Genomic DNA, 22,304 nt, shown 5'->3' on the forward strand with positions numbered 1-22,304 from the left:
GTTTTCGGAGCATCGAAGTGCAAAAAATTGCCTTATATCATACACTTGGAGATCTGCCCGAACCAGTGTTCACCCACAAATTTTGCTGACGAGCCGGAAAATTAAAATACAAGACCTGACCCCGATTTCCCAGGATGCACCGCCCTCAAGCTCGCCACACCAAGCTCAGCAAGCGCCTGGGCGACGGGCCGCCTCCGTCCTTTCTTCCTGACCAAAGTCTGGAGAGTGGCGTCTCGGCTTTTGTGATAATCACGATCCAGAAAAAAACCGCCCATCCCGAAAGGGACAGGCGGCGTTGAGCAGGGGGGAGATAAGTTGACCCAGGGACAAAGATACTCCAGGCAAGTGTCGAGGCTCCAAATCAGCCTGCGGAGGAACATCCAGTAATTAATATTTTCTTATAACCTTGGTATTTGAATGTGCATCACGCACGGCACGAACGTAGCTGCTATTCGACTTATTGTTGTTGTTCACGTTTCCGTTGTTGAAGTTGACGTGCCACGCGTTGTTCGTATTGTTGGCGTTGGTAGTAGACGACCAGTAACCGGACGACACCACTTCCATTAAAGATTTACACGGTGAATGGTACAGCCCCAACAATTCATCCTTGCTCGGCAACCACCAGCCGGAATGTCCACCTAAGGAAAGGCTAGGGGCATAGCTCATGGCCGTATCCCAGTCCGTTGGACCAGCCGTTTCCTTCTGCCACATCAGGCCGGTTCCGTTATCCGTTACTGTTCCGTCTCCATTGTCCACGCACCTGTCGGCAAAGGCCGTGCCTGAAAGGACCAGCCCGGTCAGGCAGAGTACGAAAGCCATGGTTGCAATCGCGTAAAGCTTTTTCATGATTTTTTCTCCTGTTGAGGTTGGACCGTTATGGCCTTGCATCTCTTATAGCACTATTCATGCCATGAGTAAAACTGTAGAAATCCAATATATTACAAAAAAACGCCAACCGCTTAAAGCCGCACTGTTTGCGCCCACTTGGTTGGCACTGCCAGAATTCGTGGCGATCCGAGAGTAGTCAGGAAGCTGTTCCGGTGTCGTGCGGCAGCCAAATACTCACCACAAGAGCGGAGCATAAAGCCAACCTCGGAGGAAATGATGGATACACCGTGATCACCTTTGCCGACTGGGAGAAGGTCTTGAAGGTTGGGGGAGTATTAGGTGTCTGTCCCCGCATGGCCTTTTTTGATCATTTAGTGTTTGAAATACATTAATTTTTAGCCACCCGCTTCGCTTGACCATGCAGGACGAACAAGGCAGACGGAAGAACGTTTCAGCCCATTAACAAAAACAATGGGCTGAAATAGCTGCCTGCGCCTGCGGCGCGAAGTGTTTTTCTCCAGCCAAGTCGGCGGAGAAAAGTCCTTCTTTGTCTGCCTTTCTCGTCTGTGGCAAAAAACTCAGGAAGGAGGACAAAATCCTAATGCTCCTGAAGGCCAGTGTCCCATCGGAACGTTATCACGTATATCGGGAAGACATCGCCAAATTTCTGTACTGGCTTAGCAGTCCGTTGAAAAACTCCCCAATTGCTGCGTCGCCGCAAAAAGTTCAAACTCTCACGTATGAATAAATACGCTTCGACCTTGAAGTTTTTTTACTCCTTGCACTTGGGGTTTTTGAACGAACTGCCGGATAAGGACTTTTTCAACACTCAGTTCGGGAAACCGATAACGTACCAAATGTTGAAGCCATTAAACGACATTTTGAGTGGAAGCAATCGTATCTGGCTCTGGTCGTTTCGTTATCAGTTAAGAACCGTTGCATCGGAATCAAAAGTCCGTATGAACTTGTCGCGGGGCTTGCGGCTTCTGATGATGCGTGATTACCTTGAACTCCCGCTTCCCCCACGGGAAACCGGCATGTTCATGGCGAAAGCTTGAAGCCTCGCAGCCAATCGCCCATCGCACTGAAAAGGAAGAACCCCATGCCTAAATCCAGGGAAGAATGCCTCGCGGCCCTGCGCGCCGCGCCCCATGTCATCGAACCCGGCCAGAAGTTCGTGGTGGACGAGTTCCGGCCCGAAGACGGACTTGGCGTGGCCCGGCTGTTCCACGCCGTGTACGGCGAGATGTTTCCGGTGGATTATGTCTATGATCCGGAGGAGCTGGTCCGGCTGAATGCCGGGCCGGATCTGTACCAGGTGCTCGGGCGCACGGACAAGGGCGATATCGTCGGCCTGTACGCCCTGTTCCGCAACCCTCCGGGACACAGGATCATGGAGGCCGGATCCTGGATCGTGCATCCGGCCTACCGCACCTCTTCCCTGGCCATGCGTCTGGTCGCCAGGATTAATACCGCCCCGCCCGAGCGCCTGGGAGTGGACGTCATTTACGGGCAGACCGTCTGCGACCATGTCACCACCCAGAAAATGGGCATCAAATACAACAGCTTCTACGGCGCCCTGGAAATCGAGGCCATGCCGCCCAGGCCCGAAGAACACGCCGGGCCGGGCTCAGGCCGGATCAGCCTGCTGGACGGGTTCATCATCCTGCGGGACCGGCCCCACGCCGTGCATCTTCCGCGCCGATACGCCGACGTCTTGCGCGCCCTGTACGCCAGCCGCGACCTGGATCGCGAATTCCGGGACGATCCCGGCCCGAGCGGCACCACCGAGGCAGCGATCCAGCCCATGGACAAGGCTGATCTGGTCAAAATGACCGTGGACCGGATCGGGCCGGACTTCGGCGCCGTCCTGGCCCGGATGGAACAGGACTTCCCGGAGCGTCACGTCTATCAGATCGTGCTGCCCCTGGGGCGAGCGGGCTGCACCGGGGCAGTGGACGCGGCCCGGACCAAGGGGTATTTCCTGGGCGGATTGCTGCCGCTCTGGTATGATCAGGATGGGTTGCTGCTGCAAAAAATTGCCAAAGAACCGGACTTTTCCCGGATCAAGCTGCATCCCGAAGAGGCGCGGATGCTTCTGGAGCTGATCCGCTCCGACCGCGACCGTCCGGATCAAGGCAGTGATCCCGTCCCGCGAAGGGCAGTCCGTGGAGTAAATGATGGCCGCGGCCAGACACGGCAAACCGGTCCGGCTGACGACGAATCATACCGTTAGACTTTGAAGAAAGGAAAAAAACATGCTTCTGACCATTGAAATCCCCCAGATGCTGCCGGATGCCGTTCACTGCACACCGGAAGAGTTCGCCAGGCAAGCCAAAATGGCCATGGCCGCGAAGCTTTATGAAATGGGTAAGATATCCTCGGGAATCGCGGCTCGGATGTTGAATATGGAACGGGTCCATTTTTTGCTTCAACTCGGCGAGTATGGCGTGCCCATGATCGATCTGTCTCGGGACGAACTGGAATCGGACCTGCGCAATGCCTGATGCACCCCTCGCTGCTCATCGGATGCTGGTCATCAATACAACGCCAATCATTGCCTTGGCCGTGGCAACCGGCAGCCTGGACATCCTGCGCATCTGTTATGATCGCGTGATCGTGCCCCATGAAGTCCAGCAGGAAATCCTTGCAGGCGGTTCACAAGCTCCCGCGGTGGCGGCCTTCACGACGGACAACTGGCTCGAACGGTTAACCAGGCCACAAAACGTACCCCCTTTTTTGAAAAACTCACTGGACAGTGGCGAAGCAGCGGTCATCCACACCGCGCTTGATCTCGGACTCGGACTGGTTTGCATTGACGAGAAAATGGGAAGGCGTGTCGCCCGGTTGCACGGCCTGGCCGTGACCGGGTCGGTTGGTATTCTCGTCAAAGCGAAACAGCACGGATTCCCACTAAATACCAAGGAAGCGCTCAATCGCCTTCATCGTCACGGAATTTGGCTGGGCAGGGACGTTGAATCGTTCCTGAGCAGCGCCGGTCATGAATTGCCATTGTAAAGGCAGAGGAATAACTCCTCAGAAACTGTCTGAAAATTCTGGGACTGGATCAAATCATTGCGATAATGATGTTGAATTCTGTAGGTGAGGTTGTTCATGTCCAGGCATAAGGGCGACCTGCCGGTCGCCCCTACTGTACGGCACAAATAGCGACTATCCGCAACCAGTCTTGAATCATCACTGGTAGACCTGCATATTTTTCAGACAGTTTCTTATCCAAAGAACGTTCACCCTCACATCCACTCACCTCGGAGGACCCTCGCCATGGGGAAGATATCGCTTGACCTGGACGACTATTTTCATCTCACGCGGGCCATTGTCTATGCCGAACTGAAGAAGCTGCGCAAAACGTCCGACGTGTTCGGGGATGAGTTGCTGCTTACCCCGGACAGCGCCCTGGCCCAGGAACCCCTGGCGATCCCCCCGGACCAACTGGCCTTGGTTGCCTCCCGGGTGGGCGGGTTTTTCGGCCTGGCCGCGGAGGCGTCCGTCAGGCTGGGCGGGCTGGGCGGGTTGGCCACCCTGGGCCAGTGGGCCGGGCATCTGCTGGAACAGGTCGGGCCCAGGCCCCGGGTGATCACCTTTTACACCTCGGGCAGTACCGGCGAGCCCAAGCCCATTGTACGGGACTATTACTTCCTGGAGCAGGACGCCCTGCATCTGGCCGAAATGCTCCAGGGGACCAAACGGATTCTGGGCCTCGTCCCGCCGCACCATATTTACGGCTTCATCTACACGGTTCTGATTCCCAAGGTTCTGGGGGCGCAACGGTGCGACCTGCGCTTCAAGCGGCCTGCGCGGATCATCAAGGATCTGGCCCCGGGGGATGCGCTGATCGGGTTCCCGCACATCTGGAGGCTGTGTTCCGAAACCAAGGAGCGTTTTCCGGCCGGGGTGATCGGGGTCACGTCCACCGGACCGTGTCCGCCGGAAATCATCCGCACCCTCAAGCGCCAAGGGCTGCAGGTGATGTTCGAGATCTACGGATCCTCGGAAAGCGGGGCCATGGGCCACCGCTCCAATCCCGACGATCCCCTGACCCTGATGGCCACCTGGAAACGATTCGGAGAGGACCAGTTCGTGCGCGACCTGGAAGACGGCGGCCAATCCGAGCCCTTTGCCTTCCAGGACGCCCTGGAATGGGTGGACGAGACCCGGTTTTTCGTCAAGAAGCGCCTGGACAGCGCGGTCCAGGTGGCCGGGATCAACGTCTATCCGGCCCGGGTCCGGGAGGCGCTGCTGGCCCATGAGGCCGTGGCCGACTGCGCGGTGCGGCTGATGCGCCGGGAGGAGGGCGACCGGCTGAAGGCCTTCGTGGTGCTCAAGGACGGGTTCACGCCGGGCCCGGCAATGCGCGACGCGTTGCGCGTCCATCTGGCCGGTCGGCTGTACCGGGTCGAGCAGCCGGGCGCCGTCACCTTTGGCCCGGAACTGCCCAAGAACGAAATGGGCAAGCTGGCCGACTGGACCGTTGACACCAGGCAGGTGGCCATGACCCTGGACCAGGCCCTGTCCAGGCTGCAAGCCGAAGTCCGGACAATCGAACCCGGCCAGGCATTCACCGTGGACGGGCTGCGCGCCAACAACGACAAGGGCGGCGGCATGGGCGACGGCATGGACGACGCCTGGGGCGTGGCCGGGCTCTTTTACGCAGTGTTCGGCGGCTCCTTTCCCTTTGAGACCTATTACATCCCGGAGCGGCTGCTGGAGGAGAACCGGCTGGGTCTGGTCCACAGCGCCGTAGCCCGCACCCCTGGCGGCGACATCGTCGGCTACGGCAGTCTGTTCCGCAGCTCCGCGCCCCATCACGGCGTCTATGAAATCGGCTCCCACGTGGTCCATCCGGCCTACCGCGGCACCCAGGTTCCCCTGGCCCTGCAGGAGTTCATCCGCGACGCGCTCATTCCCCGGCACGGCGTGGAGGTCTTTTTCAGCGAGGCCCCCTGCCATCAGGTGGTCACCCAGAAGTTCGCGGCCATGTGCGGGCTGGTGGAAACGGCCCTGGAAATCGGGCTGATGCCCGCGGCTGCCTATGGGACCACGGAGCATCCGGACGACCGCGTTTCCACGCTCCTGCTGTTCGGCCGCACCCGGGATGAACAGCGCCGGCTGCATGTCCCGGCCGTTTACCAGGAAGCGGTTGATTATCTGCTGCAGGACGCCCGGCTGGACCGCCTCGTGCTGCCGGGCGATGACGAGCCCCCGGCGGGTATTGCCACCCGGGTTTCCACGGAATATTTCGCCTTTGCCCAGGTGGCCCGGATGCATGTCCTGACCCTGGGGCCGGATTTCGAGCGCAGCCTGGCCGGTTTCGAGTCCCAGGCCCTGGCCGCGGATTCCCGAGCCGGAACCGGCACGTCCGGGGCCCGGGTGCTCCAGGTGTTCGTCAATCTCGGCGAGTCCTGGTGCGGCCAGGCCGTGACCGCCCTGCGCGAGCAGGGCTATTTCCTGGGCGGGCTGCTGCCGGGCTGGTTCGAGACCGACGGCCTGCTGATGCAAAAGGTCCTGGACATGCCCGGGGCTGATTCCATCAAGCTCTATTCCCAGCGGGCCCACCGCATCCTGGATCTGATTCTGCGGGACATCGAGTCCAACCCGGCCTGCGCCTCGCCGCTCAAGCGGCCCGCCCCGGCCACGGCCCAGGACCGGGAATGGCTCCAGGCCGCCCGGATCGAGGAAGTGGTTCTGTCCGGCGAAGGGCTGACCGTGGATGAAGTGGTGGCCGGGGCCCGGCACGCCAGGCCGGTCCGGCTGACCACGGACCGGGCCGTGATGGACCGGGTCGAGGCCTCGGCCTCGTTCATCGAATGGGCCGTGCGCACCGGCGAGCCCATCTACGGGGTGAACACCGGGTTCGGCGGCATGGCCGACGTGACCATCCCCGAAAGCGACCTCTGCGCCCTGCAAAACAACCTGCTGCGCTTTTTGAACGTCTGCGCCGGAAAATATCTCCCCCTGGAGGACGTGCGCGCGGCCATGCTCCTGCGGGTCAATTCCCACTTGCGCGGGGCCTCGGGCGTGCGCCGGGAACTCATTGACCGGTCCGTGCTCTTTCTGAACAACGGCGTGACGCCCCTGGTCCGGGACATGGGCTCCATCGGGGCCAGCGGGGATCTGGCGCCCCTGGCCACCATCGCCGGGGCCCTGGTCGGGGCTGATCCCTGCTTCCAGGTGGACATGCGCGGTGAAACCGTGAGCTGTCTGACGGCCCTGGAGCGCCTTGGCCTGAAGCCCTTCACCCTGGGGCCCAAGGAGGGCCTGGGCATGGTCAACGGCACCTCGGTGATGACCGGGATCGCGGCCAACTGCCTCTACGACGCCCGCCGCCTGACGGCCCTGTGCCTGGGCTTTCACGCCCTGGTCATCCAGGCCCTGCGCGGCACCAACCAGTCCTTTCATCCCTTCATCCAGAAGCTCAAGCCGCATCCCGGCCAGGTCCTGGCCGCGGAGCTGATGCTCCGGCTCCTGGACGGGTCAGCCATGTGCCGCAACGAGCTGGACGGCCACCACGAGGTGCTGGACGGGCAGCCGGCCCAGGACCGCTATTCCCTGCGCTGCCTGCCCCAGTTCGTGGGCCCGGTGCTGGACGGGCTGCGCCTGGCCGCCGCGGCCGTGGAAACCGAGATGAATTCGGCCAACGACAACCCGCTCATTGACGGCGACAACTGCCTGAGCCTGCACAGCGGGAACTTCCTCGGCCAGTACGTGGCCGTGTGGATGGACCATCTGCGCTACTACCTGGGCCTGGCGGCCAAGCACATGGACACCCAGATCGCCCTGCTCGCGGCTCCGGAATTCAACGCCGGCCTGCCGGCCTCCCTGGTGGGCAACCCGGAGCGCAAGGTGAACATGGGGCTCAAGGGCCTGCAGATCGCGGCCAACTCCATCATGCCCCTGTTGTCCTACCACGGCGCGCCCATTGCCGACCGCTTCCCGACCCACGCCGAGCAGTTCAACCAGAACATCAACAGCCAGGGCTTCAACTCCGCGGTCCTGGCCCGCACATCCATCCGCTCCCTGCAATCCTACACCGCCATGGCCCTGATCTTCGGGGTCCAGGCCGTGTCCCTGCGCGCGGCCCGGATGTCCGACAGCCACGACCCGCGCCCCCTGCTCTCGCCTGCCGGCGCGGGCCTGTACCAGGCGGTGCTGGATGTCCTGGGCCATACCCAGCAGGATTCCCGCCCCCTGATCTGGAACGACGACGAACAGTCCCTGGAAGTTCTGGTGGAAAAACTGACCCGGGACATTGCCGCCGAAGGCCGAACCGTGCAGGCGGTGGGCGGTGTTGTCGCGGCCCTGCACTGACCGGAAGGAGATCGATCATGCCCGAAGACAAGCAGTATTTCGTCGAACGCTTTGCGGCCGACCCGCTGACGGCGGACGTGGAGCAGGAGGTTGCGCTCAGCCTGTTCGCCCCAGGGGACGAAACCGGCGTGTCCCGACTCTACCACGCGGTGTACGGCGACGCCTATCCCGTGGAGGACTACTATATTCCGCGGCGGATTCTGGAATTGAACCGGGAGCAACAGCTCAGCTCCGTGGTCTGCAAGACCGAGGACGGGGTGATTGTCGCCCACGGAGCGCTCTACCGCAGCTCGCCGCCCTTTGCCGGGCTGCTGGAAGTGGGGCAGTATCTGGTGCTGAAAAGCCACCGGAGGCGAAACATCGCCGAGATGATCAACACGTACATCCACGGACCCTTGGCGGAAAGCCTGCCCGTGGAAGGGATTTACGCCGAGCCCGTGACCAATCACATCGTGACCCAGCTCTTCGGCGTCCAGGCGAAGATGGCCGACTACGCCGTGCAGCTGGGCCTGCTGCCCCCGAGCCAGGGCTGGGACGGGGCCTCGGGCCGGATGTCCTGCTTCCTGCAGTTCAAGACCGTCCGGGACCGACCGCACAGGGTTCACCTGCCTGAGAGGCACCGGGATATTCTGGATTTCATCCTGGCGGACCGGGATTTCCAGCGCACGTTTGCCGAGGCGTCCGACACCCTGCCGACGGACGGCCGGACCGTTCACCAGGTGCAGGTCTTTCCCGGCACGGGCACGGCCCGGTTCCAGTTCCCCTTGTTGGGCGCGGATTTTCCCGGTGTTCTGGAAGGGCTGGAAAGCGAGGCCCTGCGGGCAGGGTGCGTGACGCTCCAGGCGTTCCTGAACCTGGGGCAGGCGGAGGTGGGCGGGGCCGTCGAACGGCTGTGCGCCGGGGGATGGTTCCTGGGCGGCTACCTGCCGCGCTGGTTCGACAGCGACGGTCTGCTGATGCAGAAGATCCTGGAGCGGCCGGACTATGCCGCCATCAGGCTGCATAATGACAAGGCCCGGGCCCTGCTGGAGCGGATCAGGGCGGAGCAGGAAAAAACAGCCCCTCTCCAGGGCAAATTTGTTCTCACGTAACTACCTGAAGTTATGAGGCTGGTTTGCCCTGTTTGGGACGGATCGACTGTCTGACTGAACCAGGAATCGTTCATCAAGCCGTTGCCCATCCAAAGAGCACAACATCTTGTTATTAAAGCGCAACGGCTTGATGGTACGAGGCCGGTGATGGAGTTTCGAGCCGTTCCAAACAGGGTAAACCAGCCGTCTTTGCAGGAAAATTTGGTGAGAACAAAATTGCCCTGGTCCCCTCTCCCCCAAGGTTGACGCGGCCATGCACCAGGAAAACGTCTCCTCCGGATCATTTTTCCGCGTTGTGTTGCGTGACCCGCAGCAGTCCGACCATGCTCCAGGCGATCACGGATCCAGCCAGGGGCAGGACCGCGAAAGCCAGGAACAATTCCGCATAGGCCACACCCATGGCCAGCAGCGTTCCCGCCAGCATCGGCCCCATCCAAAAGCCGGCGTCCATGGTGAAAAGCATCATGTTCGTGTTCAACCCGCGCAGATGTCGCGGCGAGATGACGAACATGGCGGCGTTGAGCTGGGGCATGACAAACCCCAGACAAACGCCGTACAGTCCGGCCAGGATCAGGATCTTGTCCGGGGTTTCAGCCAGGCTGAAGAGAAGAAAACACACGGCCAGCGCCAGCAGAAACAGCCCGAGCATGGCCGCCCGGTTGACCCTGTCCAGAAGCTTGCCGCAGGCGATGCGCACCAGAATGGTCGCACCGGTGGAGATGCTGAAGAAAAAACCTGGGTTGCCGCCACCCAGGGCCGACAGATGATCCTTCATATAGAAGAAGACCGTGGTGGTGGCGATGAACAACAGCAGGTTGGCCGTCAGCAGCCTGGGAATACCTGGCGTGCGGAGATCCTCGACAAGGTCCTTGAGCCGTGGACGTTGCATGGCCTTGTCCGGCAGGTCGGCCACGCGGCGGCGGACCCCGCGACCTACGGCCGGCAGCAGAAACAGGGCAGGCACGAACAAGGGCGAAAACAGGGTGTAAACCCGTGAGGCGTCGCCGACCGCAACCAGCAGCGGCTCCACAAGGGGCGGCAGCACCGCGTACGGCAGGAGGGTGGTGATGGAGAACACCCCGAACCCTTGCCCGCTGCGACCTTCAGGAATGAAAAGAACCAGCACGCTCACACAGGCCGAAATCATCACCACGAAGCCGGCGCCGTGCAGCATCCGGATCAGGCCCAGGGTCCACAGGTTTTCAGCCTGGGAGTACCCGAGCAGGGCAAGCATGATCAGGACCAGACCCACGCCGATGACCTGGACGCTGTTGCGGGGCGTGAGCCATGGGCTGATGATCGGTCGCAGGACAAAGGCCGTGGCTGGTTCCAGGCCGATCAGGACGCCGCGCCAAGCCGCCGCCACCCCAAGCCCCTCCAGGTAGGCGTTGAAGCCGTAGAACAGGGACAGATTGCAGAACGCCAGAAAGCTTATGGCGCTCAAGGCGACGAATTCAAAGCTGAACAGGGAATCTGGCGATTCAGCGGAGGTGTTCATGGACATGATACAGCCTGAATGCTGGAGGTCGTGCGGCATGCACCACCGGCCTTCAGCACTTTTATGTGTTACCTGCGTCGCGAAGGATGCGTAAGGGATCTTTCCGAACATTCCTCCCGGTCCGGCACTTGACAGATCACGGAATCAGCAGCCAAAGCTGCATGCAGGCATCATGGACAACGACGTGTTTGCGTTTGGTATGCCTTGCCTGTTTGAACGTCAACCAGGAATCCCATTCATGAGCTTCAATCACCTTGCGCCCGCTCCCCAGCTGGAAATCGGACGTTCCGTGCCGCGCATCGACGGCCTGGCCAAGGCTTGCGGGACGGAACGCTACGCCGTGGATGAGTATCCGCCGAACCTGCTCTGGGCAGGGGCTCGCCGCGCCGGGGTTCCCCATGCCCGGATACGAAGCGTTGACATCTCCCGGGCCGAGTCCCTGCCCGGAATCATCCGTATTCTGACCCGCCAAGACGTGCCCGGAACCAACCGCCAGGGCATCCTGCACAAGGACCAGCCCGTGCTGGCCGGAACCAAGGTCCGCCATTGCGGGGATCCCGTGGCCCTGGTCCTGGCGGAGACCAAGAGCGCGCTGGCCGAGGCCCTGGCTGCGATTGGTGTCGACCTGGAACCCCTGCCCGCGGTGTTCGACCCGGAACCGGCCCTGCGAAAAGGCGCGCCATTGGTGCATGACGGGCGGGACGAGGGCAATCTGCTGGTCGGCTCGTCCATCATCACGGGCCGGGGCAAGGCGGCCCTGGCCGACTGTCCGGTACGGGTGCGCGGCGGGTATGCGGTTCCGGCCCAGCGTCACGCCTATCTGGAACCGGAAAACGGAGTGGCCTGGCAGGACGAGGAGGGCATATTGCACATGGTCGTCTCCACCCAGGCCCCGTTTCGGGACCGCTTCGAGATCGGTTACGCCCTGGGCCTGGACCCCACCCGGATCCGGGTCGTCGCGCCCTATCTCGGCGGTGGTTTCGGCGGCAAGGACGGCGCCACGGTGCAGTGTCTGCTGGTCCTGGCCGCAATGCACGCCAAAGGTCGCCCCGTGAAGATGTGCTGGGACCGGGAGGAAAGCTTTCTGGCCGGATACACCCGCCATGCGGCCCGGATGAACTATGAACTGGGTGCGGACAAGGACGGAACCCTGCTGGCCCTGCACTGCCGCCTGCTGCTGGATACCGGGGCCTACGCCCATCTGGGCGGGGAGGTGCTGGCCCTGGGTTTGGAACATGCCGCCGGGCCGTACCGCGTGCCCAACGTCCAGATCGAAGGTCGGGCTGCATACACGAATAATCCGGTGGCCGGAGCCATGCGCGGTTTTGGCGTCGCCCAGGTCAGCTTCGGCATGGAACGGATCATGGATCGCCTGGCGAACCGACTGGGTATGGATCCCCTGGATTTGCGGCGCAAAAACGCCCTGAACCGGGGGGATCGCAACGCCTGCGGCGTGACCGTGACCGGGTCGACCGGCATCAGGGACTGCCTGGACAAGGTTGCCGAGCATTCCCTGTGGCGCGAACGTGAAACCTGGGTGGCCCAGGCCCCGCGTTTCAAGCGCCGGGGCGTGGGCCTGGCCGCGGTGCACAATGCCATGGGCTACGGCCGGGGTCTGCCGGACTCGGCCATAGCCAAGGTCGAGCTGACGCCGGAGGGCATGTTCCGCATCTTCAGCGGGGTAGCGGACATGGGCCAGGGCAATGCCACGGCCTATGCCCAGATCGCCGGACAAATCCTCGGCCAGGACGCTTCCCGGTTGGAGATGGTGCAACCCGATACCAGCCGTTGCCACCCGTCGGGATCCTCTTCCGCCGGACGGACCACATACACCTTTGGCAAGGCTCTGATTCCGGCCTGTGAGGACCTGAAGGCCAAGCTCCTGGCCCGGGCCGCGATGTTCTTTTTTCTGGAGGAACCCAGGGACCTGGCCCTGCTGCCCGGGCTGATCCGCCATCTGCCCACGGGCCGGGACCTGCCCCTGACCAGGCTGGGGGCCTTCTTTTCCCAGGCCGACCGCCAGGCCGTGGCCGAGGCGTTCATGCCCGTGGCCCCGGATGCCGTCAGCGGCGGACGGGAATTCCGGATCGGTTTCCCGCACCTGCTGTTCGCTCATGCGGCTCACGCGGCGTTCGTGGAAGTGGACGAGCTGACCGGCGCGGTGGAGGTCTGCCGGTATCTGGCCGTGACCGAGGCCGGGCGGGTACTCAATCCCCAGGCCTTTGAGCAGCAGGTCCACGGGGCCGTGGCCCAAGGGCTGGGCTACGCTCTGAGCGAGGACATGCATATCCAGGAAGGCCGGGTGCTGGCGGACACCCTGACGACATACATTATTCCCACTGCCCTGGACGTGCCGGACATGGTTTCGCCGGCCTGCGACGTGGAAGAACCCAGCGGCCCCTTTGGAATGAAGGGCGTGGGCGAAGTGGGCATGAACGGTCCCCTGCCCGCCGTGGCCAATGCCGCGCATGCAGCGTGCGGCGCTGACGTCTGCCAAGCCCCGTTAACCCCGGAACGCGTGCTGAAGGCCATGAAACGGAGGAAGAAATGATCGTGCGCTGCGTTATTAACGGTCGGCCATTGGAACTGGAAACTGAACCCGACCGGCGGGTGGTTGATCTGCTGCGCGAAGATCTCGGGCTGTTGGGAACCAAGGAAGGCTGCGGCAGTGGGGAATGCGGGACCTGTACAATACTGGTGGACGGCGTGCCCAAGCTGTCTTGTCTGATGCTCGCGGTCCAGTTGGAGGGACGATCCATCGTCACCGTGGAGGGGCTGGGGTCGGGCACGGACCCACATCCGGTCCAGCGGGCCTTTGCCGAACGCGGGGCCGTGCAATGCGGTTACTGCACGCCCGGGATGGTCGTAACGGCCGCGGATCTGCTGGCTCGAAGGCCATGTCCGGATCGTCAGGCCATTCGTGAAGCCCTTTCCGGCAACCTCTGCCGCTGCACCGGGTACCAAAAAATCGTGGACGCGGTGGAGTCCGTGGCCCGTGACCAAGACCGGGTCGAACCGGAGGAAAAGGCATGAAAGCTGTTCTGCTGCCCCGCGAAATGAACGAGTTGTGGGCCATGCTGGCGGACAATCCCGGCGCGGCGCTGATGGCCGGGGGGACCGATCTGCTGGTCTGCCTCAGGAATGGCCTGGGGCGATTCGACACCGCGATCTGCCTGGAGCGCCTGCCCGAGCTGCAAACCATCCGCGTGGAGCGGGGCATGCTGTGCATCGGGGCCTGCGTCACGCACCGGGCCTGCCTGGACTCGCCCCTGGTCCGCGAACACGCGCCGATCCTGGTCCGGGCCCTGGCCCATCTGGGCGGTCCGCAGATCCGGAACATGGCCACCCTTGGCGGCAACATCTGCACCGCCTCCCCGGCCGGGGACGGGCTGACTCCGCTGTACGTCCTGGAAGCCGAGGTCGTGCTGCGTTCCCGCGATACGGAACGCCGTCTGCCTATCGCCGATTTCATTCACGGCCCGGGCCGGATCGCGTTGCGGGCCGCTGAAATCCTGACCGAAATTTGCGTCCCCCTGGCCGAGGGCTTTCAGGTCCAGCACTTCGAGAAAGTCGGCCGGCGCAACGCCCTGGCCATTGCCGTGGTCAGCCTGGCCGCACTGGTCCGCACCGGGCCGCGGGGGATCGTCCAGGAAGCGAGGCTGGCCCTGGGCAGCGTCGGCCCCACGGTGGTTCGTCCAATCGAGGCGGAAAAGGCCCTGGTCGGTCGCAAGCTCAGCCCAAGCGCCCTCACCCAGGCCGCCCGCCTGATCCGCGAAGCGGTCAGCCCCATCGACGACATCCGCGCCACGGCCGACTACCGCCGCCAGGTGGCCGGAAACCTCCTATTGCGCCTGGGGCTGACGCGGGCGGTTGTCCTTCAGACGGGCGCTTCATGTTTCCTCACTCACGGCGCGGCCGCGCAGCATTTCGACAATGGTTCAGGTAATGACAAGCATCCCCGCAAATCCAACTCCCAGGAAGCAACTTGATCATGATGCTCAAGGAAAAATGGCAAAAGCCTTTTTTTCCTGAGTCCGATACACTCTGAAATCTCGCTCATCCAGGGTCACGACATTCAATATCCGAGATTCCGAGGCAAGAACAACGAGGCTGGCATCAGCGAAATCCATGGGCAGGTCGGCATATTTGCCCATGAGCGTCTTGGCGGATTCCAGTGACTGAATATCAGCTGGAACGAGCGTGACAATGCCTCGAAGGACATAATCCAGGGCAGCCTGCTGAGCTTTCAGGGAAAAGTTCAGAAGATACAGGACTTCCGTCAGCACGGGCTCCGTCGAGTAAAGCTTGCCGGAAAACGAACCAAACCACTCAACGCACGCCCCATGAGAGGTTTCACTTGCGTCGATCAGCGCAACCCAGGGTCCGGTATCCAACAATGCATTCACGATTCGTGGCCCTGCATTCCCTTGAGAATGTAACGGCGGTGGTTACGGCCCAGATCAGGAATTCCGCTGTTGACAACTCCGATCAGGTCCGACGCCTTGTTGATGGGTTTATCCTCCTGTCCTGGGACGACGTCGAAACGTTCGAGAAAGTCCTTGATGGCCAATCTGGCGATGTCTGACTTCTTCAGACCGGTTCGTAACGAAATATCGTGGACTCGAGTCATGTATTCTTCAGGTATGCGGATTGTCATCTGCATGATCGCCCCCTTTGTAATCAAACTGACTACAAACTATGTGTCCGATTCCACCAAGTCAACGAAGCTGTGATCACTATCCACCATACCTGGTTTGTCAAAAACCGGGCCCGTGACGCCCGGTTGGACGCGCACTGAAAAATATGGAGAATTGCCGTATACTCTGAACGGCCAGAAATCGGGCTTTTGTTTCACTCCCCTCTACCGTCTTCGTCTGCCTTTTCGTCTGCCTTTCCCGTCTGTGGCCAAAAACGAAAAAGCCAAAAACCAGCCCTTGCGGAGTATAATTACGCAGGACATCCTTTGGCTGCAACGATTCAGCAACGTTACCAAGGCATTGAGTCAGTTAGGCAAATTCATCGCCAAAGGGCAACTGAACATATCCACCGCGCAGGGGTCGTGTTCTACGACACGTTTCGGGACAAGGCTCCGGGGAAAGACGGTGAAACTATGGAATGGGCTGAACCCCGTGCTGTCCCAGAAAATTGGCGATCAGGGGCAGGATGTTCTCCGTGATCACGATGATGCCCTGCTCGTTTGGATGGATGCCGTCGTCGAGGTTCAGGGCCGGGTTCCCGACGACGCCTTCCAGGAAAAAGGGGTAGAGGGGCAGGTCGAATGTTTCGGCCAGGTCCGGAAAGATGGCATTGAACCGCGCGGCGAAGTCCCGGCCCAGGTTCAACGGCGCGAACATCCCGGCCAGGAAGACCGGGATGCCGCGTTCCTGGAATATCCGTATCATGGCGGTCAGGTTGCGGCGGGTGATGTCCGGATTCACGCCGCGCAGGGCGTCGTTGGCGCCTAATTCAAGAATTGCCAAAATTTGGCGATCCGCCGATAACCCGGCCAGCACCCATTCCAGCCGATCCAGACCATCGGCCGTGGTATCCCCGGAAACCCCGGCGTTGACCACCCGGACGGGATAGCCTTGCCCGCGCAGTCGGGCTTCGAGCACGGCGGGGAAGGCGTCCTGCTCGGCCACGCCGTACCCGGCGAAGAGGCTGTCGCCGAAGGCCAGGAGCACGGCCTCGTTGCCGGGTGCGGCGTGGCCGGTGGATGGAGCGGAAAGCGTATGCGATGTTGCGAAGGTCATGAACACCACCAGGAAGGCAAGAATGTGATGCGGACGGAAATCGAGGGAAGTCATGTTGAGGATCATCCGGTGATCGGGTTGCGCGACGTGCGGCTGAACCTAGACGCGGGCGGGAGCACGGTCAAGATTCTGCGCGGCGTGAACCTGAGCGTGGCCTCCGGTGAAACCGTGGCCGTGACCGGGCCGTCCGGTTCGGGCAAGACCTCGCTGCTGATGGTCATGGCCGGTCTGGAAGCGGCCAGTTCCGGCGAAATCCGGATTCTGGGCCGGGAGGTGACCCGCATGAGCGAGGACGCCCTGGCCCGGTTGCGTCGCGGGCGGATCGGCATCGTGTTTCAGGGATTTCATCTCGTGCCGACCATGACCGCGCTGGAGAACGTCCGGCTGCCCCTGGAGCTGGCCGGGGCCTCGGATGCAAAGCGCAAGGCCGGAGAGTCGCTGGAGCGGGTCGGCCTGGGTGAACGGCTGCGACATTACCCGGCCCAATTGTCCGGCGGGGAGCAGCAGCGGGTGGCCCTGGCCCGGGCCTTTGCCGACGCGCCCCGGATCGTGCTGGCCGACGAACCCACCGGAAACCTGGACGCGGCCACCGGGTCCGAGGTGATGCGCCGGATGTTCGCCTTGCAACACGAGCACGGCGCGGCCCTGGTGCTGGTGACCCACGACGCCGCGCTGGCCGGGCAATGCAAACGGCATCTGGTGATGCGGGACGGTCGCCTGGAGCCCCGCGCGGACGGCGGCGCATGAGCGGCATTGCTCGAAACATCCATGGCAAGGCGGATGGAGAGAATCCCGTGGAAGCGGAGACCCCGCTGAGCACCACCTTGGGCCTGGCCTTGCGGGAGATCCGCAACCGGCCCAAGGGGTTCGGGATCTTTCTGCTCTGTCTGGTCCTCGGCGTGGGGGCCGTGGCCGGGATCGGGACCCTCTCCGCGGCCCTGGACGCCGGGATCCGGAACAATACCCGGGCCATTCTCGGCGGGGACCTGGAACTGCGCCAGGCCCATGCGCCCATTCCTGACATTGCCGTGGAAGCGTTCCGGGCATTCGGGGCAACGTCCCGGGTCGCCTCCCTCCGGGCCATGGCTCGTGGACCGGGCGGGGCCTCGACCCTGACCGAACTCAAGGCCGTGGACCAGGATTATCCGTTGTATGGCCAGGCTCGGCTCCGCTCCGGGGCGGATCTCCAAACCGTGCTGACCTCCGGGGATACCGAGCCCAAGGCCGGGCCCAAAGCTGTACCCAAAGCAGTGGCGGAAGCCGGGCTGCTGGCGCGGATCGGGGCCGAGGTGGGAGACCTGATAGTCGTTGGGGATGCGGCCTTCCGGGTGGTGGACGTGCTGGAGCGGGAGCCGGACAAGGCCGCGGGGTTCTTCGGCCTGGGCCCCCGGTTGATGATTTCCCTGGACGACCTGGAGGCCACCGGACTGGTCCAGCCCGGCAGCCTGATCCGGTATGCGGTGCGCCTGGCCTTGCCGCCTGAAGGCGACCGGACCGCAGCCGCGCGGGCCGTGCGCGGCGAGCTGGAGACCGCTTTTCCCGAAGCCTCCTGGCAGATCCGGGAGCACGGCTCCGCGGCCAGAGGGCTGACCCGGGCCATTGAAAATCTGTCCAAGTACCTCAATCTCGTGGGCCTGGCCGCCCTGCTCATCGGCGGGTTGGGGGTGGCCGGCAGCGTCCAGGCCTATTTCGAGGGCCGTCGAACGACCCTGGCCACCATGCGCTGCCTGGGAGCCACGTCCCGGACCCTCTTCATCTTCTGCCTGACCCAGGTCCTGGTGATGGCCCTGCTCGGCGGCCTCGCGGGGCTGGTCCTGGGCGTCGGGCTGGCCAACCTCGGGGCCGCGGCCTTGGCCAAGGGTCTTGGGCTGCAAGCGGTTTTGGGCCTGTACCCCGGCGTGCTGGCCACGGCCCTGATCCTGGGGCTGTGCACCACCCTGGCCTTCGTGCTCCGGCCTCTGTATCTCGCCCTGCGATTTCGTCCGGCGGAGCTGTTCCGTGGTTATGTCCAACCTGTTCCGCAGCCCTTGCGCTTCCGGGAACGGATGATGGTCGCCGTGACGTGGCTGGCCTTGGCCGGGTTGATGGCGACGGCCGTGGACGACACCCGGACCGTGCTCGCTTTTTTCAGCGCCGCCCTGGTCAGCGTGGTTCTGTTTTACGGGGCCGCCCGGCTCGCCGGATGGGGAGCTGCCAAGATCAGTGGTCATTGGGCCAGGCACAGTCCCCGTTGGGCGGGCCCTCTGGTGCGCCAGGCCGTAGCCAACCTGCACCGACCCGGAGCCATGACCGCCAGCGTGATCTTTTCCCTGGGCCTGGGGCTGACCATGCTGGTGACCGTGGCCCTGGTGGACGGCTCTTTTCAGGATCGGCTCCTCCGTCAACTGCCCCGGAACGCGCCGGACTTCTTTTTCGTGGACATTCCCCGGAATCGGGTCGATGCGTTGCGCGAGACGGCGCGGGCCTGGCCGGAGCTGCTGGAATGGAAGGATCAGCCGTCCATTCGCGGGCGAATCACGGCCATCGCCGGCCTGACCCCGGAAGAGGCCCTGCGGGACCCTGCCGTGGAATGGGCCATTCGCGGCGAACGCGGGGTGAGCTTTGCCGCCCGGCCCATGGAAGACGTCCGGATCGTGGGTGGGTCCTGGTGGCCGGAGGATTATCGCGGCCCGGCCCGGGTCTGCATGGACGAGGGCATTGCCCGCGGCCTGAGCGCCGGACTGGGCGACACCCTGGTCATGAATATTCTGGGCCGGGAAATCCATGCCGAGATCACCTGTTTGCGGGAGGTGGACTGGGAATCCCTGGCCCTGAACCACTCGATCATCTTTTCCTCCGGCATCCTGGACGGCGCGCCGTACACGCATATCGCCACCGTCTCCCTGGCGCCGGAAACGCCGGAGGACCGCCGGGCGGCACTGCTGGCCGCCCTGTCCGAGGATTTCAGCCGGGTGGTGGCCGTGGATGTCCGGGACGTGCTGGAAGACGTGGCCCGGGTCACGGACCAGGTCGGCCTGGGCGTGCGGGCCATCGCGGCCATGACCCTGCTGGCCGGGGTCGTGGTGCTGGCCGGCGTGATCCGGGCCGGGCTGGATCGGCGGCGCTACGAAGCCGCGATCTTCAAGGTCTGCGGAGCCACCCGCCGGGACGTGGTCACCACCCTGGGGCTGGAGTTCCTGCTCCTGGGCGGCGTGGCCGCCTCCCTGGCCGCCGGACTGGGCACGGGCCTGGCCTGGTGGTTCGTGCGCCGCGTCCTGGACGACCCCTGGACCTTTCTCCCCGGCACCCTGCTGACGGTGCTGGCCCTGGGACTCTTGGTGGTGCTGGGCTGCGGCCTGGCCGGAATGCGCTCGGTCCTGGCTGCCCGGCCCTGGGTCTTGCTGCGGAATGAATGAACGATGGATTGACCGTGGTTCCGGCACGGCGGAAAGATGGAACTATTGCCGAGCAGGCAAATCTGAACTTGCTGTTTTCGGAAATATCCCGTCGAGCAATGATCTTGCCTCTTCAAGCCATGCTTTCCCGCTCGCTCTCCGTGCTGGTCACGACCATGCCGAACGTACGGCGGTGAAATTCGCCGACCCCGCACAGGCCGAAGACGCAGTTTCGCCAGATGGTCTCAAGGGGGTCGCCAAAGACCTGTCTTTCCCTCTCCGGCGTGGTGTTTGACGTGTTGAAGACGACGGCGACTTGAGCTTTCAACAGGCCCCTGGGAACGCCTTCGCCGGAATCCCCTTCCAGGAACTCGTAAGCAATCCCCGGCCGGATCACCCGGTCGATCCAGCCCTTCAGGACTGCCGGGGGCTGCCCCCACCAGTTGGGATGGATGACAACAATGCCGTCGGCTTGTCGGATTTCCTCGCAATGGCTTTTGACCGACTCCGGCAATACGGCATGCTTCGGAATCTCCCCGCAAACAAGCAAAGGATCAAAATTCTCCGCATAGAGGTCGTGAAAAGACACGGCGTGTCCATTGCTTTCGATCTGCTTGACAACGGTCGCCGCGATTGCATGGTTGAAGCTTGCCTTGTCAGGATGAGCAAGAATGATCGAAATGTTCATGATTGTCTGTGTTCCTCCCATTCTCAGCGGCCAGCGTATCAACCGCGAACACGGAAGCGAGCCGGCGGATTCGGATTTATCGACACGCAGCTATGGGGCACTCCTACTCGTAGCGCGTCCCCATTCAAATGACCTTGACGGTTTTTTAACGTCGTCGATCTGATGGGCAAGATGACGTTGGGTGTTGAACGGACGACGTGCCTCAGTCTTTCTTCGCAATGTCCGCCACCGCGCCGCCGGTCGCCTCCACCAGCGTCTTGAACGTGATCGGGAAGATGGCGTCAGGCGCGCCCGCGGCCGCGTACACGGTTTCGTAGCGCGTCAGCATGTCGTCAATGTAAATCGGCAGCCGGTTCCGATGGCCCAACGGCGGCACACCGCCGGGCGCGTAGCCGCTCACTTCCACCGACTGCGCCGCAGTGGCCATTCTGACCCTCTTGCGGCTCACGCCTCGAAGCGCGGCAATCTTGCGCTCGTCCATGCGCTGGTCCCCGGAACCGAGCACGATGACCGGCTCCTCGCCGATGAAGAAGCAGAGGCTCTTGACGATACTGCCAAGCTCAGTGCCGACGGCGTCAGCGGCTTGCTGCGACGTGGCGGTGGAGGCGTTGAAGCGTTGTACGCGGATGTTCAATCCGAGGGCGTCCAGCGCCGCCTGGACATCTTTGGGAGTCAGAGGCTTCACGAGGTGCTTCCTTCAATCTGAATGGGTTCGGGTGTCAACGGTGGTTCATCCAGTTTCAGGGACATGCTGTTCTCGGGTGTGGAACATTTGAGTTGAGGGGCGCGAAGTCGGCTTGCCGACGTAGCGTCCCTCTCGAACGATTTGTTAGGCGGCACCGCGGCAGCCATCAACTCCTTAGATGTCGTTGACCTCAGCATATTGCAACCAGATCTTCGGCTTCTTCCTGCGTCAGCCCAAGGTCCGCTGCAAGCAGGTCTTGCGTGACAGTCTCATTGATCATCGGTTGAATGGCTCTTAACTTCTTTATTGCGTCTCTATCGCGCTGCATCAACGCTAACACGAGCTTGAATGCCCTGAAGTAATTGGGTGAGTGCGTGGCCAGGTTTTCGAGGGCGATCCCCGCAGCTTCGTCGCCATAGTCAGTGGCGACGACAATCACGGAAAAGTAGGCCGATATACCTTCATTCAGGACGATTGTTCTTGGCTCGTCGGGCTGACTAGGGTCGATCGACGGATACAGGAGATGACATACCTCGTAAGAAAGCTGAAAGTCTCGCTGCAGATCATCCCCAACAGCACGCAGACTTAATGCGATTTGAACCGAAGTTGCCTCCGGAAAGTAGTACCCTGAGTCCGTGAAGCTGTTACATTCATCATACAGTTACAATACAGAGCGTTCTTGATTATAATTAATTAATTCGATATGTTCTCTCGTCGACGCAGCAACTTTACAAACTCACCCAATAGGTGATGGGGCGATGAGCATGGGCATATCCAAGGTGGTTCACAAGGAAAACCTCCAGGCCGGGCCAGCCGGCTTGGTGTTCGTAGGACAGATGGCCAAGCTGGCGGGTCTTGATGCTGTGGCAAAGCAGGTGACCATCGGCAGGCCGCAGATATCCACTGAAAACATTCTGAAAACCATGCTGGGGCTGATGGTCCAGGGAAAAACTGATGGCTCTTCCGCAGAATTTATGGGTTTGGCTTTGCGATGATTTTTCTATTTGAGCACATAGTCGAGGGCTGGCGTGGCGCTTGCGAGCGAGACCCCAAAAGTCTCG

At 62.2% G+C, this 22,304-nt stretch carries 19 protein-coding genes; 11 read left to right on the plus strand and 8 right to left on the minus strand.

What is annotated here, in order from left to right:
* Window positions 1-387 precede the first annotated feature (387 nt).
* Window positions 388-846 (minus strand): Lcl C-terminal domain-containing protein, encoded by a 459-nt coding sequence (locus tag AC559A_RS17370; protein WP_498818967.1) that lies wholly within the window; start codon window positions 844-846, stop codon window positions 388-390.
* A 1,084-nt stretch (window positions 847-1,930) separates the two neighbouring features.
* Here AC559A_RS17370 and AC559A_RS17375 point away from each other — a divergent pair.
* From AC559A_RS17375 to AC559A_RS17395, 5 genes are all read left to right on the plus strand, one after another.
* The gene (locus AC559A_RS17375) at window positions 1,931-3,064 is read left to right on the plus strand and encodes a hypothetical protein (RefSeq protein ID WP_498818968.1); all 1,134 of its coding nucleotides are present in this window, start codon (window positions 1,931-1,933) and stop codon (window positions 3,062-3,064) included.
* A gap of 22 nt (window positions 3,065-3,086) precedes the next feature.
* On the plus strand, window positions 3,087-3,335 hold the full coding sequence (locus tag AC559A_RS17380) for a UPF0175 family protein (RefSeq protein ID WP_498818969.1): 249 nt from the start codon (window positions 3,087-3,089) through the stop codon (window positions 3,333-3,335).
* Window positions 3,328-3,846 carry a PIN domain-containing protein gene (locus AC559A_RS17385; RefSeq protein ID WP_498818970.1) on the plus strand — a complete coding sequence of 173 codons (519 nt, stop codon included), beginning with the start codon at window positions 3,328-3,330 and terminating at the stop codon, window positions 3,844-3,846. The genes AC559A_RS17380 and AC559A_RS17385 overlap by 8 nt, the downstream gene beginning before the upstream one ends.
* A gap of 264 nt (window positions 3,847-4,110) precedes the next feature.
* On the plus strand, window positions 4,111-8,154 hold the full coding sequence (locus AC559A_RS17390; protein WP_498818971.1) for an aromatic amino acid lyase: 4,044 nt from the start codon (window positions 4,111-4,113) through the stop codon (window positions 8,152-8,154).
* 17 nt (window positions 8,155-8,171) lie between these two features.
* Entirely contained in the window at window positions 8,172-9,245 is a 1,074-nt protein-coding gene (locus tag AC559A_RS17395) for a hypothetical protein (RefSeq protein ID WP_498818972.1), read from the plus strand.
* 280 nt (window positions 9,246-9,525) lie between these two features.
* Here AC559A_RS17395 and AC559A_RS17400 read toward each other — a convergent pair whose 3' ends face one another.
* Complete coding sequence (locus AC559A_RS17400) at window positions 9,526-10,749, minus strand: MFS transporter (protein WP_498818973.1); 1,224 nt, start codon at window positions 10,747-10,749, stop codon at window positions 9,526-9,528.
* A 232-nt stretch (window positions 10,750-10,981) separates the two neighbouring features.
* Here AC559A_RS17400 and AC559A_RS17405 point away from each other — a divergent pair, with 232 nt between their 5' ends.
* Genes AC559A_RS17405 through AC559A_RS17415 form a run of 3 tightly spaced genes read left to right on the plus strand, consistent with a single transcriptional unit; the run spans window position 10,982 to window position 14,732 of the window.
* Window positions 10,982-13,294 (plus strand): xanthine dehydrogenase family protein molybdopterin-binding subunit, encoded by a 2,313-nt coding sequence (locus AC559A_RS17405; protein WP_498818974.1) that lies wholly within the window; start codon window positions 10,982-10,984, stop codon window positions 13,292-13,294.
* Entirely contained in the window at window positions 13,291-13,776 is a 486-nt protein-coding gene (locus tag AC559A_RS17410; RefSeq protein WP_498818975.1) for a (2Fe-2S)-binding protein, read from the plus strand. The genes AC559A_RS17405 and AC559A_RS17410 overlap by 4 nt, the downstream gene beginning before the upstream one ends.
* Window positions 13,773-14,732, plus strand: coding sequence for an FAD binding domain-containing protein (locus tag AC559A_RS17415; protein ID WP_498818976.1), 960 nt, complete (start codon window positions 13,773-13,775; stop codon window positions 14,730-14,732). The genes AC559A_RS17410 and AC559A_RS17415 overlap by 4 nt, the downstream gene beginning before the upstream one ends.
* 9 nt (window positions 14,733-14,741) lie before the next feature.
* Here AC559A_RS17415 and AC559A_RS17420 read toward each other — a convergent pair whose 3' ends face one another.
* The 3 genes from AC559A_RS17420 to AC559A_RS17430 form a co-directional block, all read right to left on the minus strand.
* Window positions 14,742-15,149, minus strand: a complete 408-nt coding sequence (locus AC559A_RS17420; RefSeq protein ID WP_498818977.1) for a type II toxin-antitoxin system VapC family toxin — start codon at window positions 15,147-15,149, stop codon at window positions 14,742-14,744.
* A complete protein-coding gene (locus AC559A_RS17425; protein ID WP_498818978.1) occupies window positions 15,146-15,406 on the minus strand; it encodes a hypothetical protein in 261 nt (86 codons plus the stop codon). The genes AC559A_RS17420 and AC559A_RS17425 overlap by 4 nt, the downstream gene beginning before the upstream one ends.
* A 445-nt stretch (window positions 15,407-15,851) precedes the next feature.
* On the minus strand, window positions 15,852-16,496 hold the full coding sequence (locus tag AC559A_RS17430) for an arylesterase (RefSeq protein WP_498818979.1): 645 nt from the start codon (window positions 16,494-16,496) through the stop codon (window positions 15,852-15,854).
* A 27-nt stretch (window positions 16,497-16,523) separates the two neighbouring features.
* On the opposite strand from AC559A_RS17430, the gene AC559A_RS17435 reads away from it, so the two are divergent.
* A complete protein-coding gene (locus AC559A_RS17435; protein ID WP_498818980.1) occupies window positions 16,524-17,243 on the plus strand; it encodes an ABC transporter ATP-binding protein in 720 nt (239 codons plus the stop codon).
* On the plus strand, window positions 17,240-19,891 hold the full coding sequence (locus AC559A_RS17440; RefSeq protein WP_498818981.1) for an ABC transporter permease: 2,652 nt from the start codon (window positions 17,240-17,242) through the stop codon (window positions 19,889-19,891). The genes AC559A_RS17435 and AC559A_RS17440 overlap by 4 nt, the downstream gene beginning before the upstream one ends.
* 112 nt (window positions 19,892-20,003) lie before the next feature.
* Here the strand turns inward: AC559A_RS17440 and AC559A_RS17445 are convergent, their stop codons facing one another.
* The 3 genes from AC559A_RS17445 to AC559A_RS17455 all read right to left on the minus strand — a co-directional run bounded on the left by AC559A_RS17445 (window position 20,004) and on the right by AC559A_RS17455 (window position 21,682).
* Complete coding sequence (locus tag AC559A_RS17445; protein ID WP_498818982.1) at window positions 20,004-20,558, minus strand: NAD(P)H-dependent oxidoreductase; 555 nt, start codon at window positions 20,556-20,558, stop codon at window positions 20,004-20,006.
* 202 nt (window positions 20,559-20,760) lie between these two features.
* On the minus strand, window positions 20,761-21,243 hold the full coding sequence (locus tag AC559A_RS17450) for a YbaK/EbsC family protein (protein WP_028572821.1): 483 nt from the start codon (window positions 21,241-21,243) through the stop codon (window positions 20,761-20,763).
* A gap of 190 nt (window positions 21,244-21,433) precedes the next feature.
* Window positions 21,434-21,682, minus strand: coding sequence for a hypothetical protein (locus tag AC559A_RS17455; protein WP_498818983.1), 249 nt, complete (start codon window positions 21,680-21,682; stop codon window positions 21,434-21,436).
* Between the two features lie 325 nt (window positions 21,683-22,007).
* Between AC559A_RS17455 and AC559A_RS17460 the strand changes: the two genes are divergently transcribed.
* Window positions 22,008-22,238 (plus strand): hypothetical protein, encoded by a 231-nt coding sequence (locus AC559A_RS17460; RefSeq protein WP_498818984.1) that lies wholly within the window; start codon window positions 22,008-22,010, stop codon window positions 22,236-22,238.
* The last annotated feature ends 66 nt before the right edge of the window (window positions 22,239-22,304 follow it).

Source organism: Desulfonatronum zhilinae, from assembly GCF_900182865.1.
GTDB classification, from domain to species: domain Bacteria; phylum Desulfobacterota; class Desulfovibrionia; order Desulfovibrionales; family Desulfonatronaceae; genus Desulfonatronum; species Desulfonatronum lacustre.

What these genes read in the sequence shown, in the direction of transcription:
- AC559A_RS17370 (WP_498818967.1), bottom strand. Translation starts at nt 846, where the DNA reads ATGAAAAAGCTTTACGCGATTGCAACCATGGCTTTCGTACTCTGCCTG.
- AC559A_RS17375 (WP_498818968.1), top strand. Translation starts at nt 1,931, where the DNA reads ATGCCTAAATCCAGGGAAGAATGCCTCGCGGCCCTGCGCGCCGCGCCC.
- AC559A_RS17380 (WP_498818969.1), top strand. Translation starts at nt 3,087, where the DNA reads ATGCTTCTGACCATTGAAATCCCCCAGATGCTGCCGGATGCCGTTCAC.
- AC559A_RS17385 (WP_498818970.1), top strand. Translation starts at nt 3,328, where the DNA reads ATGCCTGATGCACCCCTCGCTGCTCATCGGATGCTGGTCATCAATACA.
- AC559A_RS17390 (WP_498818971.1), top strand. Translation starts at nt 4,111, where the DNA reads ATGGGGAAGATATCGCTTGACCTGGACGACTATTTTCATCTCACGCGG.
- AC559A_RS17395 (WP_498818972.1), top strand. Translation starts at nt 8,172, where the DNA reads ATGCCCGAAGACAAGCAGTATTTCGTCGAACGCTTTGCGGCCGACCCG.
- AC559A_RS17400 (WP_498818973.1), bottom strand. Translation starts at nt 10,749, where the DNA reads ATGTCCATGAACACCTCCGCTGAATCGCCAGATTCCCTGTTCAGCTTT.
- AC559A_RS17405 (WP_498818974.1), top strand. Translation starts at nt 10,982, where the DNA reads ATGAGCTTCAATCACCTTGCGCCCGCTCCCCAGCTGGAAATCGGACGT.
- AC559A_RS17410 (WP_498818975.1), top strand. Translation starts at nt 13,291, where the DNA reads ATGATCGTGCGCTGCGTTATTAACGGTCGGCCATTGGAACTGGAAACT.
- AC559A_RS17415 (WP_498818976.1), top strand. Translation starts at nt 13,773, where the DNA reads ATGAAAGCTGTTCTGCTGCCCCGCGAAATGAACGAGTTGTGGGCCATG.
- AC559A_RS17425 (WP_498818978.1), bottom strand. Translation starts at nt 15,406, where the DNA reads ATGCAGATGACAATCCGCATACCTGAAGAATACATGACTCGAGTCCAC.
- AC559A_RS17430 (WP_498818979.1), bottom strand. Translation starts at nt 16,496, where the DNA reads ATGACCTTCGCAACATCGCATACGCTTTCCGCTCCATCCACCGGCCAC.
- AC559A_RS17435 (WP_498818980.1), top strand. Translation starts at nt 16,524, where the DNA reads ATGCGGACGGAAATCGAGGGAAGTCATGTTGAGGATCATCCGGTGATC.
- AC559A_RS17440 (WP_498818981.1), top strand. Translation starts at nt 17,240, where the DNA reads ATGAGCGGCATTGCTCGAAACATCCATGGCAAGGCGGATGGAGAGAAT.
- AC559A_RS17445 (WP_498818982.1), bottom strand. Translation starts at nt 20,558, where the DNA reads ATGAACATTTCGATCATTCTTGCTCATCCTGACAAGGCAAGCTTCAAC.
- AC559A_RS17460 (WP_498818984.1), top strand. Translation starts at nt 22,008, where the DNA reads ATGGGCATATCCAAGGTGGTTCACAAGGAAAACCTCCAGGCCGGGCCA.